This window comes from Staphylococcus parequorum (genome assembly GCF_039237145.1).
Lineage (GTDB): Bacteria > Bacillota > Bacilli > Staphylococcales > Staphylococcaceae > Staphylococcus > Staphylococcus equorum_A.
On the sequence record NZ_CP150682.1, the window covers coordinates 1500879 to 1513424 of the forward strand.

The 12546-nt window shown below is 31.7% G+C and carries 13 protein-coding genes; 9 read left to right on the top strand and 4 right to left on the bottom strand.

The annotated features are described in order from the left end of the window. Window positions 1-131: 131 nt before the first annotated feature. Window positions 132-572 (bottom strand): SACOL1771 family peroxiredoxin, encoded by a 441-nt coding sequence (locus AAA453_RS07285; RefSeq protein ID WP_046465571.1) that lies wholly within the window; start codon window positions 570-572, stop codon window positions 132-134. 79 nt (window positions 573-651) lie between these two features. On the opposite strand from AAA453_RS07285, the gene AAA453_RS07290 reads away from it, so the two are divergent. Next, window positions 652-1392, top strand: a complete 741-nt coding sequence (locus AAA453_RS07290) for a glycerophosphodiester phosphodiesterase (RefSeq protein ID WP_427704239.1) — start codon at window positions 652-654, stop codon at window positions 1390-1392. 81 nt (window positions 1393-1473) lie between these two features. Here the strand turns inward: AAA453_RS07290 and AAA453_RS07295 are convergent, their stop codons facing one another. The 3 genes from AAA453_RS07295 to AAA453_RS07305 form a co-directional block, all read right to left on the bottom strand. Then, entirely contained in the window at window positions 1474-2001 is a 528-nt protein-coding gene (locus AAA453_RS07295; protein ID WP_002507336.1) for a GNAT family N-acetyltransferase, read from the bottom strand. A 189-nt stretch (window positions 2002-2190) separates the two neighbouring features. After that, window positions 2191-2793, bottom strand: a complete 603-nt coding sequence (gene rpsD, locus AAA453_RS07300; protein WP_002507337.1) for a 30S ribosomal protein S4 — start codon at window positions 2791-2793, stop codon at window positions 2191-2193. Window positions 2794-3050: 257 nt separating this feature from the next. Beyond that, the gene (locus tag AAA453_RS07305) at window positions 3051-3515 is read right to left on the bottom strand and encodes a GAF domain-containing protein (RefSeq protein WP_427704241.1); all 465 of its coding nucleotides are present in this window, start codon (window positions 3513-3515) and stop codon (window positions 3051-3053) included. A gap of 229 nt (window positions 3516-3744) precedes the next feature. Between AAA453_RS07305 and ezrA the strand changes: the two genes are divergently transcribed. The 8 genes from ezrA (at window position 3745) to AAA453_RS07345 (ending at window position 12489) form a co-directional block, all read left to right on the top strand. Next, complete coding sequence (gene ezrA, locus AAA453_RS07310) at window positions 3745-5436, top strand: septation ring formation regulator EzrA (protein ID WP_046465568.1); 1692 nt, start codon at window positions 3745-3747, stop codon at window positions 5434-5436. A 226-nt stretch (window positions 5437-5662) separates the two neighbouring features. After that, window positions 5663-6799 carry a cysteine desulfurase family protein gene (locus AAA453_RS07315; protein WP_427704242.1) on the top strand — a complete coding sequence of 379 codons (1137 nt, stop codon included), beginning with the start codon at window positions 5663-5665 and terminating at the stop codon, window positions 6797-6799. Continuing rightward, complete coding sequence (gene thiI / locus AAA453_RS07320; RefSeq protein ID WP_427704243.1) at window positions 6796-8019, top strand: tRNA uracil 4-sulfurtransferase ThiI; 1224 nt, start codon at window positions 6796-6798, stop codon at window positions 8017-8019. Before AAA453_RS07315 ends, thiI begins: the two co-directional genes overlap by 4 nt. A 119-nt stretch (window positions 8020-8138) precedes the next feature. Beyond that, window positions 8139-8912 (top strand): sulfite exporter TauE/SafE family protein, encoded by a 774-nt coding sequence (locus AAA453_RS07325; RefSeq protein WP_046465565.1) that lies wholly within the window; start codon window positions 8139-8141, stop codon window positions 8910-8912. 332 nt (window positions 8913-9244) lie between these two features. Next, window positions 9245-10237 (top strand): signal peptide peptidase SppA, encoded by a 993-nt coding sequence (sppA, locus tag AAA453_RS07330; protein WP_427704245.1) that lies wholly within the window; start codon window positions 9245-9247, stop codon window positions 10235-10237. 8 nt (window positions 10238-10245) lie between these two features. Further along, window positions 10246-10788 (top strand): RDD family protein, encoded by a 543-nt coding sequence (locus tag AAA453_RS07335; protein WP_046465563.1) that lies wholly within the window; start codon window positions 10246-10248, stop codon window positions 10786-10788. A gap of 89 nt (window positions 10789-10877) precedes the next feature. After that, on the top strand, window positions 10878-11372 hold the full coding sequence (gene tpx / locus AAA453_RS07340) for a thiol peroxidase (RefSeq protein WP_069815379.1): 495 nt from the start codon (window positions 10878-10880) through the stop codon (window positions 11370-11372). 169 nt (window positions 11373-11541) lie between these two features. Then, window positions 11542-12489 (top strand): class I SAM-dependent methyltransferase, encoded by a 948-nt coding sequence (locus AAA453_RS07345; RefSeq protein WP_046465561.1) that lies wholly within the window; start codon window positions 11542-11544, stop codon window positions 12487-12489. Window positions 12490-12546 lie beyond the last annotated feature (57 nt).

The following is a 12546-nucleotide window of genomic DNA, read 5'->3' on the forward strand; positions in this document are numbered from 1 at the left end:
GTTTAGCAAATTTTCAGAAAATATAAAAGTGCAAAAGTTAAAAGATAATGTAAATAAACAAAATAAAATATCATGAAAGGGCATACATTGTTATCACATTCATATTCCGTCATATATAAAATTTTTTTAAATTATTTTATTTTTGGTTCTATTTTTACAGTGACATTACCTTTAATTGAGTTTGAAATCATACAATTATTGTCCGCAACCTTTAAGAGTTTAGGTAGTTTTCTAACTAAACTATCTTTTTGTGCAGTTTCAACTTCAATAACAGGGTAATGGATAATGTTGTCCATACGAAATTTTGCATTTTCAAAAATAGCTGTACCTATAGATGATTGTTGAATTTCTATATTATTAAAACCAGAACGTTCGAGTACAGCTGCAAGTGAGATAATATAACAAGAAGATGCAGCTGAAACTAACAATTCATCTGGATTTGTACCAGTTCCATTGCCACCTAAACCTGATGGTATAGATATTTGTTCATCTAATACGTCTCCGTGAAGTTGACCTACAGCTTCGCGACCACCAGACCATTGTGTGTTTACTTTGAATTCATGTTGAACCATAACGATTGACCTCCAGTTGATTTGTGATAATTTAAGTTTAGATGAAAATAAGCTATAAAGAAAGAGGAGAGCAATTTTAATGACAATATATACTTCTGACAACAAGCTCATATTAGTGGCACATCGTGGTATTGCTACATATTTTCCTGAAAATACGATGATTGCTTTTAAAGCTGCACTTATAAGTAATATTGATATATTAGAAATAGATATACACAGGACATTAGACAATCAACTTGTAGTTATTCATGATGATTCGATTGACCGTACCTCAAATGGATCAGGAAAAATCAAGGATATGACTTTAGCAGCTTTGCAGCAATTTGATTATGGTATAACTAAAGATAAGCAATTTGAAGGAGAGACATTACCAACATTGGATGAAGTAATTAAATTAATCCAAGACTATCCTCAAAAATTATTAATAGAACTAAAACAACCGCAGAATTATCCTGAAATTGAAAACGAATTAATAGATGCATTAAATGCTTGGAATTTACCAAAAAACAAAGTCATCATACAATCATTCAATCAAAAAAGTATGAAAAAAATATTTGATATGAATGAAGGATATGAGCTAGGTGTATTGATTAGTAAAAAGAAGTATTGGTATAAATTACCTCCATTTAAAAGCATTGCGGCCTATGCCAATTATGTAAATCCCAATTATGCATTAGTTACAGAGAAGTTTTTAAAAAGTGCACATCAGTATAGATTGTCAGTGATGCCCTATACAGTTAATGAACATGAACAAGCAAAATCATTGCAGAAATTAGGGGTAGACGGACTGATTTCAGATAACCCAAATGATATTTTGTAAAATGAAAAAGTTAAAAAAGCTTAAATGAATAGTAAAGATTCATTTAAGCTTTTTATAGTTTTAATAAATAGGCAAGACATATTATTTAATATGAGATAAATCATTATCGTGATGATTTACCCAATTCTTTTTTAATAACCCCATCACATGACAATCACTATATTCACCGCGAGTATAAAAATGTTCTTGTAATGTACCTTCGATGGAGAAGTTTTGTGCTTTATAAATATGAACGGCTTTTTCATTGTTTACATCAACAAATAAATATATTTTGTGGAGATTAAGTACTAGGAATGCATAATCAATAGCCATTTTAAAAGCGCTTTTAGCGTATCCTTTACCACCATATTCGGAATCAATGATAATTTGAATTTCACAATTACTATGTATAAAGTCAATTTCAACTAATTCAACAACACCGATACGCGTTTGATCTTTTTCAATAATAAATCTACGTTCAGTTTCATCTAATAAATGTTTTTTATATAATGATTGAAGCTCGCTTAATGATTGATAAGGTTCTTCAAACCAATAAGACATAATGGAATATTCATTATTTAAGTGATGTACAAAATCTAAATCTGTCTCCTCTAATGCTCTAATAATCAAATTTAACACTCCTTTACCCATAGCATACAGTAATTATTATAAAAAAGTAAAAAGATATTGTGCTTTAAAGCGGGGGAGTTAAAAAGATTTCTATTTATAATTAAATAATAGGGGGCAGTTTATTACTTTTATAGAAATAAAAAAACCAAGAAATCCTCAAAAGGACTTCTTGGTTTGAAATTAAAACGCTTATCTTGAGTAATACTCAACGATAAGTTGTTCGTTGATTTCAGCAGGTAATTCACTACGTTCAGGAACGCGTACATATTTACCTTTTAAGTTGTCTGCATCAAATTCTAAGTACTCAGGTACGAAGTTGTTGATTTCAACAGATTCAGCAATGATATCTAATTTTAAAGATTTTTCACGTACTGAAATTTCTTGACCAGGTTTTAAAGTATATGATGGAATGTCAACACGTTTACCATCTACTAAAATATGACCGTGGTTAACAAGTTGGCGAGCTTGGCGACGCGTACGCGCTAAACCTAATGAATATACAACTGCATCTAAACGAGCAGCTAGTAATTGCATGAAGTTTTCACCATGGACACCGTGTTGGTTACCAGCAATTTCAAATGAGTTACGGAATTGTCTTTCAGTCATTCCGTATAAATAACGTAATTTTTGTTTCTCACGTAATTGTAATGCATATTCTGATAATTTTTTACGTTGGTTAGGACCATGTTGGCCTGGAGCGTATGGACGCTTCTCTAATTCTTTACCAGTACCACTTAATGAGATACCTAAACGACGTGATTTTTTCCAGTTCGAACCTCTAAATCGAGCCATAATAGACTCCTCCTTTTTCTCTTTTGTTGTTATGAAAAAACAAAAAAGAGTGTTGCATGCTTATTTGGATATATTGTTTTATGTATCCTCACCTCATAGCTACGGTTACACGACACGTCCGCGTTGGGAACAACATAGAGCCAACTAATAGGCAACTGCTAATTTCGTTTATTCACACAAAGTACATTGTACCTTTGTTATAAATGACTGTCAACAGTAAACAAAGATTTACTTATTAGAAAGGCAAGCGTTAAATGTTAAGCTATTTGTTGTTCAATAATGCTTACGATTTCTTCTAAAGCAATTTTATCTGTGTTTGAAAAGCGATTTATAATAGGGGCATCAATATCTAAGACACCAATGACTTGATTGCCTTTATGAATAGGAACAACAACTTCTGACTTACTATTCGCATCACATGCAATATGTCCTGGAAAAGCATTAACGTCTTCAACGAGTTGTGATTCATTTGTTTCTACAGCTGTGCCACATACGCCCTTGCCGATAGCGATATGTACACAAGCAGGATGGCCTTGGAATGGTCCTAGGATTAATTCATTATTTTCTATTAAATAGAAGCCAACCCAATTAATTTGATCTAATGAATCATTTAGTAAAGCAGAGACATTGCTAAGTATAGCAATTAAATTTGATTCATCTTCGATTAGACTAGCAACTTGCTTTTGTAATAAATCGTAATTTGTTTCTTTTACCTCTGTCATATTAATAAAACCTCACTTTTTACTTTTCATTTAGTATAAAGACTGTTTTAATAGTAATCAATCAAATGATTTGTAAGGGCTTTTTTTAGTAGCAACATGATACATAATATTAACAGAGATAGATTTACTATGAAATTTAAAATATTATTATTGATTAATTCATTTTCTCTTTTAATGCATGGGTAAATTACGTTATAATGAATAGTGATAAAATAGGAGGAGAAAACATATGGTATTGTATATCATTCTAGCAATTATTGTTATTATACTGATTATTGTCGGTGTATTATTCTATATGCGTTCGAATAAAAGCCAAATGATTGAGAAGGCTGAAGAACGAAAATTACAAGTAGAGCAATTACCCTATGATGAAAGTTTATCTCAATTATCTGATTTAACTTTAACAGGTGAAACAAAATCTACTTATGATAGATTAAAACAAACGTCTTTAGATAGTAAAAATCAATATTTGTTACCATTAGAAGAAAAGATTCACAATGCGGAAGGTTTACTTGATAAATTTAAATTTTCGCAAGCGCAAACTGAAATTGATGAAGCACATGAATTGATGGATAAATACGAAGAAAATTATAATGTATTAACTACAGATGTCGAAGATATTATGGGCGTACATAAAGAAAGTGATCACTTATATGAAGCATGTAAAGTGGATTACCGAGAAATGAAGCGCGACGTGTTAGCGAACAGACATCAGTTCGGTGAAGCAGCAGCGCCATTAGAACATGAAATTGAAGCATTCGTACCAGAAATGGAAAGCTATGAATCATATAAAGCAGAAGGTAATTATGTTTACGCACATGAACATATCAAAACTTTAAATGAAGATATGAACTTTTTAAAAAAGGATATGTCAGAAATTCCTGAGTTAATCAGAGAAGCACAAAAAGAATTACCTGGACAGTTCCAAGATATGAAATACGGATGTAGAGATCTCAAAGTAGAGGGCTATGATTTAGATCATGTCAAAATTGATAGTACTTTACAAACGCTTAAAACAGAACTTAGCTTTGTAGAACCGATGATTAGTAGATTGGAACTTGATGAAGCGAATGAAAAATTAAATAATATTAATGATCGTCTTGATGAAATGTATGAATTAATTGAGCATGAAGTTAAAGCAAAAAATGAAGTAGAAGAATCAAAAGAAGTCATTACAGATAATTTGTTTAGAGCGAAAGAAATGAATTATACATTACAAACTGAAATTGAATATGTACGTGAAAATTACTATATAAATGAAAGTGATGTACAGAATGTAAGACAGTTTGAAAATGAAATTCAAAACTTAATAGCTGTTTATGATGAAATTCTAAAAGAAATGGCCAAATCTGCAGTACGTTACAGTGAAGTTCAAGATAACTTGAAATATATCGAAGAGCATGTAGCTGTAATTAATGAAAAACAAGAAAAATTACAAAATCACTTAATTCAACTACGCGAAGATGAAGCGGAAGCAGAAGAAAATATCTTACGTGTACAAAGTAAAAAAGAAGAGGTTTATAGAAAGCTATTAGCTTCTAATTTACCTAGCGTACCGGAACGTTTCATTATAATGAAAAATGAAATTGATTACGAAGTGCGTGAAGTAAACAAGAAATTCAGTGTACGTCCGATACATGTTAAGCAATTGAAAGATAAAGTATCTAAAGTAGTGCTGCAAATGAATAAATTTGAAGATGAAGCTACGGATGTACTCGTTAATGCAGTTTATGCTGAGAAACTTATTGAATATGGTAACCGTTACCGTAAAGATAGTTCAAATATAGATAAAAGCCTTAATGAAGCTGAAAGACTATTTAAAAATAATAGATATAAACGTTCAATTGAAATATCTGAACATGCGTTAGAAAGTGTGGAACCAGGAATTACAAAACAAATAGAAGATCAAGTTATTGGTTAAATTATTTATTTTTTAAAAATAACACGAGTAAGACACGAAATGAATTATGATTTCGTGTCTTTTCTTTTTATTAAAAGCGCGTATAATGCTTAAAGGGAAAGTATAAAATTAATTTTTAAAATGACAGAAAAGTATTGTTGTTGATGTAATAACTTAAATATAAATATAAAATTAGTGTCACTTCTTATATAAGTGTGTATGATAAAAATGAAATGGAGTGAAAGAATTGATATATCTTGATAATGCCGCAACGACAAAGCCAAACCAAGACGTGTTGGATACTTATGTAAAAGTAAATCAATCATTGTATTTTAACCCTAATAGTCCACACCAAGCCGGCTTACAAGCAGACCAATTGTTACAACAAACTAAAAAACAAATAAAAGATTTGTTTAATTTAGATGAAAAATTTGATATTGTTTTTACAAGTGGTGCGACTGAATCTAATAATATGGCGCTTAAAGGCGTAGCATATAAGAAAAAAGCATTTGCTAATGAAATAATCACTTCAGTACTTGAGCATCCATCTGTATTAGAAGTTGTACGTTCATTAGAAACAGAAGGATTTATTATTAAATATGTTGATGTTACTGACGAGGGTCAAATCGACTTGGACCATTTAAAAACATTGATGTCGGATGATGTTGCTATAGTAACCTGTATGCACGTTAATAATATTATGGGTCAAATCCAACCAATAGAAGAAGCAGCAAAAATTGTGCACCAATATCCCAAAGCACATTTTCATGTAGATGCAGTACAAGCGATTGGTAAAGTGCCATTATGCTTTGAAGGTGTAGATACGTTGAGTTTGAGTGGGCATAAATTTCACGGTTTAAAAGGGCAAGGTATATTATTTGTTCGAAATATTCATCAACTTGAACCTATTATTCACGGTGGTGGACAAGAATATGGTGTGAGAAGTGGTACAGTTAATTTACCAATGGATATTGCAATTGTTAAAGCCATGAAAGCAGCTGTGAATCATACCACAGAACTTAACCATGCTTTAAGTGAATTTAATGCTGACTTATGTCAATTTCTTACAGGTTTTCACGGCATTAAACTGAATTCACCTCAAAATTCGGCGCCACACATTCTTAATGTTGGATTACCAGGCGTTAAAGGCGAAGTATTGGTCAATGCTTTTTCAAAACATAGTATTATGTTATCTACAACAAGTGCATGTTCATCTAAAAAATCGAGTCTAAACGAGGTGCTTTTAGCGATGAATATACCTAGAAAACAAATTGAAGGTAGTATTAGAATTTCAATGGGAGCCAATACGACTCAAGAAGATATTCAAATATTTAAAGATAATTTTTATAAAGTATATGAAGAAGTAAGGGAGCTGTTAGTATGATTTATGATCATATATTAGTTAGGTATGGTGAATTAACATTAAAAGGCGCTAATCGTAAAATGTTCGTGAATAAATTGCGCGCAAATGTAAAGCGTTCATTAATGCCATTGCAAGGTTATAAAGTAAAAGCGAATAGAGATAGAATGTATATTGAATTAGACGAAGGCGCAGATATAGATGAAATGTGTAATAGACTTAAAAAAGTATTCGGCATTTATTCTATTAGTCCAGTGTTAAAAATTGATAAAACTGTAGAAGCGGCAAATGAACAAGCCATTCAATTTGCAAAAGACTACGCAAACGGAGATACATTTAAGATAGACGTGAAACGTTCAGATAAAAACTTTCCTTATGACACTTATCAATTACAACGTGGCATTGGTGCTGCGGTATTAAATGCAACAGAGGATTTAACTGTTGATGTCCACAATCCAGATCACAATATAAAAGTAGAAGTCCGTTTAGATGCCATTTATGTTTATGACAAAACCATAGCTGGACTTGGTGGCTTGCCAGTTGGAACAGGTGGCAAAACATTACTTATGCTCTCAGGTGGTATAGATTCTCCTGTAGCAGGTATGGAAGTCATGCGTAGAGGTGCAATGATTGAAGCCATTCATTTTCATAGTCCGCCATTTACAAGTGAAAAAGCTAAAGAAAAAGTTATTGAATTAACACGTATTTTAGCTTCTCATGTAGGTCCAATTAAATTACACATTGTGCCTTTTACAGATTTACAAAAACAAGTTAATAAAGTTGTACATGAACGTTATACAATGACATCTACACGTCGTATGATGATGAGAGTGGCAGACAAAATTGTTCATGAAATTGATGGGCATGCCATTGTAAATGGTGAGAATCTTGGTCAAGTTGCGAGCCAAACGTTAAAAAGTATGTACGCAATCAATAGCGTAACTTCAACACCAGTGTTACGTCCATTACTCACATTAGATAAAGAAGATATCGTGAAAAGAGCTAAAGAAATTGGAACTTTTGATGTCTCTATTCAACCTTATGAGGATTGTTGTACTATTTTCACACCAAAAAATCCGGTAACTGAACCTGATATTGAAAAAGTGGAAAAATATGAAAATATTTTTGATTTTGAACCATTAGTACAACAAGCTGTGGATCAAATCGAAACAATAGAAATTTCAAATGACTACCAAAGTGATAAAGACTCAGAGACACAAGCTTTGGCAGACGATTTATTTTAAATATAAATATAAGTTTAAATTATAGTAAGCATCATTTAAAAAATAGAAAACTTAGTTTTAGATGTTCAATTTATAATGAATAATCAGTTAACATGATTTAAACAGACAGGGGTTGGCGCATGTTAGAGTGGGACATTTCAATTGTAATTATCATCATACTTCTTGGATTTTTAGCAGCGTTTATTGATGCAGTTGTCGGCGGTGGAGGGTTAATTTCTATCCCTGCGCTTTTAGCAGTGGGTATGCCACCAGCTATGGCTTTAGGTACAAATAAATTAGCCAGTGCGTTTGGATCGATGACTAGTGCATTTCGTTTTTTAAGGTCAGGCAATGTCGATTTGAAAATTGTTGGAAAGTTATTTCCATTTGTATTCCTAATGGCTATGGGTGGTGCGAGTGTTGCTACATTTTTACCGTCTGAACTTTTGAAGCCAGTCGTAATCATTATCTTAACACTTGTCATGATTTATACATTAATGAAAAAAGATTGGGGTAGTATACGTACTTTTACAAAACTTACTACCGGTAAAGCCATATTATTTGCCGCGTTAATGTGCTTAATTGGTCTATATGATGGATTTTTAGGCGGTGGCACAGGTTCATTTATGCTTTTTGTTTTATTAATGTTTGGATTTGATTTTCTAGGTGCAGCAGGCAATGCTAAAGTGTTAAATTTTGCATCCAATTTAGGGGCATTAATATTATTTATATTTTTAGATCAAGTCGATTATTTTTATGGTTTTATCATGGCTGGTAGTATGATTTGTGGCTCATATTTGGGTGCTTTATTCGCAATTAAAAAAGGTGTTGGTTATGTCAAAGGTCTGTTTATTGTAGTTACTGCTATTTTAATTTTGAAAAATGCGTATGATTATTTAATGCAAATCATATAGTACTTAAAAATAGATTAAATTAAAAATTATATAACAATCTCATGCAAAATCTTCAGTGCTTATCTTCCTTTTTCAGTCCAGCCTTATAGGAACGGGAATACGAAATCAAATTTTGACTTCGTATTTCCGTTCTTTTTTGTATATGATTTTCGAAAATATAATATAATGTCTGTTCATATTTTAGTACCTTATTACTACAGTTACGATAAAACATTATTATTATTTTAAAACTCTTTTATTTTATATTTGAGATAAGGTATACATAGCTTAATTGATTATGGTTAAATTGAGGATGGAGTTAAAAGGAAAATAAATTATGGGAGTGAGTGTAAATGTCGAAGAAAAGGATTATCGCAATCATACTTGCGGTTGTCATCGTGTTAGGCGGCATCGTGATGAGTTCAATTTCAGCGGTCTTTTCATCTTTATTTGATGAACAAGCTACATCTAAAATGGACCCATTTACAGAAAAAGTAGAAAAAGAGGGCAATTCAAGTAAACGAATTGCACATTTAACATTAGATGGCCAAATAGCTGAAGGTACAGGCGGGGGCATGTTTGGTGGCGGTGGTTACAACCATGAGGCGTTCTTAAAACAATTAGAAAACGTAAAAAATGATGACACAGTCAAAGGTATGTTGTTATCTGTAAATACTCCTGGTGGTGGCACGTATCCAAGTGATGAAATTTATCAAAAGATAAAAGAAATTAAGCAAAAAGATAAAAAGATTTATGTACATATGGGTAGTATGGCAGCATCTGGTGGATACTACATTTCAGCACCAGCAGACAAAATATACGCAGGTCCTCAAACAATGACAGGATCAATCGGTGTTATTATGTCTAGTGTTGATTATTCAGAATTACAAGAAAAAATAGGCGTTAAAGAAAATGTTATAAAATCAGGGGATCATAAAGACATATTAAGTAGCTCAAGAGCTATGACAAGTGAAGAAAAAGATATTTTACAATCTGTATTAGATGATAGTTTTGATCGATTTGTGAATATAGTTAAAGATGGTAGAGGTATGTCTGAAAGTAAAGTTAGAGAGTTAGCTGATGGACGCATCTACAGTGCAGAACAAGCGGAAGATAATGGTTTAATTGACGAAATTGGTTATGAAGATGAAACTTTAAAAGCAATGAAAAAAGATATGAAAGCAAAAGATGCAGAAGTGTTTGAATATAGTGAAGAAGGTAGTTTCTTCTCATCGTTTAGTAATGCAAAAGCGAGTATTGGTCAGTTTAAAAATGAATTCAATGAAGTTAAATCAATAATTAAAAATGATACTGAAGCTGAACCTATGTATCTATACGAAGGTTAGGTGTAATAATGGATAATATGAAACAAGATGATACTGCACATTCGGTTGCAGATTCAAACGAAGCACAAACAGAGTCAGATGTACTTGCTCATAATCAATTAGCAAAAGCACTATATGCAGGATTTGGTATAAGATTTTGTAGTTTTCTCATTGATTTGCTCATCATTTTTGGTATTCAAAGTATTATATTGAAACCAATCTATCATTTTACACATATAGATAATGCAAAGTTATGGATTGATTATTTTAGTGTAGGTCACGTATTAGATGCACTCGTATTTTATTTGTACTTTGTGTTATTAACGAAATATTTTAAACAAACTATTGGTAAAATGATTTTGAATATAAGAGTGGAACGTGCAGATAGACAACCATTAACTTGGGTAGACGTATTATTTAGAGAATGGATTGGTCGCATTATCAGTGGCGTATTTGCTAATTTACCTTATTTAGTAACAATATTTACAGATAAACACAAAGGTATACATGATTATTTTGCTGATACTGTTGTAATAAAAAACAAATTCGAAAAATTGTTTTATTTGAAGTAGATTGTTATGTTTCAAAGGGTTTAAGGTTTATTTCATCAGATTAAACAGTTATAATTATTGAGTAAGCACTTTTTATAGGAGGCATTCAAATGGCGCAAATTACATTTAAACAAGAACCAATTACATTATTAGGATCACAAGTAAAAAAAGGTGAAACAGCACCAGATTTTACAGTGTTAGACAATGATTTAAATGAAGTAACTTTATCAAACTATGATGGTCAAAAGAAATTGATCAGTGTAGTACCATCTATTGATACAGGTGTCTGTGATAAACAAACACGTAAATTCAACGAAGAAGCAGCGCAGGAAGATGGCGTCGTGTTAACTATTTCTGTTGACTTACCATTCGCACAAAAAAGATGGTGTGCATCAAATGGCTTAGATAACGTGGTTACTTTAAGTGATCATAAAGAACTTTCATTTGGTAAAAATTACGGCGTAGTTATGGAAGAATTACGTTTACTTGCACGTTCAGTTTTTGTTTTAGATGAAAATAATAAAGTAGTATATACTGAAGTTGTTTCTGAAGGCACTGATTTCCCAGACTTCGACGCTGCTTTAGAAGCATATCGTGCTATTTAAATTAAATATAGGTAATATAAAATTTGTCATTTGATTTGAAGTTAAACAATCAAACAGTATCATTGACATTATAAAGTATACTGTCCATAATTATTTGGTAATATAAGTTAGCATAAACTGACTTAATTTCAAACAAATTATGGACAGTTTTTTTAGAAAGGACTATTAAATGACACAAGAAGAAACAGTAATGGAAAAGTTATTCCAAACACTCGACGAAAAAGCTAAAGCTTTAAATGAAAATAACGGTCAAAGTTTTATTGAAAACTTAGGACTAGCAATGGAACATATTTATACAAGTAAAAGAGACTTGTTAGAACAAGCTACATTGCAAGATAGAAGAAAAGCATTTCAGTTTGCTTACTTAAGCTTAATGCAAAAAGAAGATATCCAAGCAAATCATCAAATTACACCAGACTCTATTGGCTTAATTTTAGGCTTTTTATCTCAACGCTTCTTAAAAAACAAAGAAGAATTACACGTTGTAGATATCGCAAGTGGGGCAGGTCATCTAAGTGCGTCTGTACATGAAGTGTTAACTGAACATACGGTAATGCATCATCTTATAGAAGTTGATCCAGTATTATCAAGAGTCAGCGTTCATTTAGCCAACTTTTTAGAAATACCATTTGATGTTTATCCACAAGATGCAATTATGCCATTACCTTTTGAGGAGACAGATGTTGTTATTGGCGATTTACCTGTTGGTTATTATCCGGCAGATGAGAGAAGTAAGGAAATGGCTTTAGGATTTGAAGAAGGTCACAGTTTCTCTCACTTTTTATTAATTGAACAAGCTGTTGTAGCCTTAAAACAATCAGGTTATGCTTTTTTAGTTGTTCCAAGTAATATTTTCGAAGGTTCAAATGTGAAACAGTTACAAAACTTCATTGCAACAGAGACGGAAATGCAAGCATTTTTAAATTTACCCTCAACATTATTTAAAAATGAAAAAGCACGCAAATCTATTCTTGTACTACAGAAAAAAGAAACAAACGTTACTAAACCAGTAGAGGTTTTATTAGCGAACATTCCTGACTTCAAAAGCCCTCAACAATTCCAAGCATTTTTACAAGATTTAAATGTGTGGATGGAAGAAAATCATCCTGAAAATTAAACTGTATTATTCTTGAAAATAAACTGTATTAATGATTAAATAGATAGGTATATTAAA

Coding starts and splice junctions, on each gene's coding strand:
- AAA453_RS07285 (WP_046465571.1), bottom strand. CDS start 572: ATGGTTCAACATGAATTCAAAGTAAACACACAATGGTCTGGTGGTCGC.
- AAA453_RS07290 (WP_427704239.1), top strand. CDS start 652: ATGACAATATATACTTCTGACAACAAGCTCATATTAGTGGCACATCGT.
- rpsD (WP_002507337.1), bottom strand. CDS start 2,793: ATGGCTCGATTTAGAGGTTCGAACTGGAAAAAATCACGTCGTTTAGGT.
- AAA453_RS07305 (WP_427704241.1), bottom strand. CDS start 3,515: ATGACAGAGGTAAAAGAAACAAATTACGATTTATTACAAAAGCAAGTT.
- ezrA (WP_046465568.1), top strand. CDS start 3,745: ATGGTATTGTATATCATTCTAGCAATTATTGTTATTATACTGATTATT.
- thiI (WP_427704243.1), top strand. CDS start 6,796: ATGATTTATGATCATATATTAGTTAGGTATGGTGAATTAACATTAAAA.
- AAA453_RS07325 (WP_046465565.1), top strand. CDS start 8,139: ATGTTAGAGTGGGACATTTCAATTGTAATTATCATCATACTTCTTGGA.
- sppA (WP_427704245.1), top strand. CDS start 9,245: ATGTCGAAGAAAAGGATTATCGCAATCATACTTGCGGTTGTCATCGTG.
- AAA453_RS07335 (WP_046465563.1), top strand. CDS start 10,246: ATGGATAATATGAAACAAGATGATACTGCACATTCGGTTGCAGATTCA.
- tpx (WP_069815379.1), top strand. CDS start 10,878: ATGGCGCAAATTACATTTAAACAAGAACCAATTACATTATTAGGATCA.
- AAA453_RS07345 (WP_046465561.1), top strand. CDS start 11,542: ATGACACAAGAAGAAACAGTAATGGAAAAGTTATTCCAAACACTCGAC.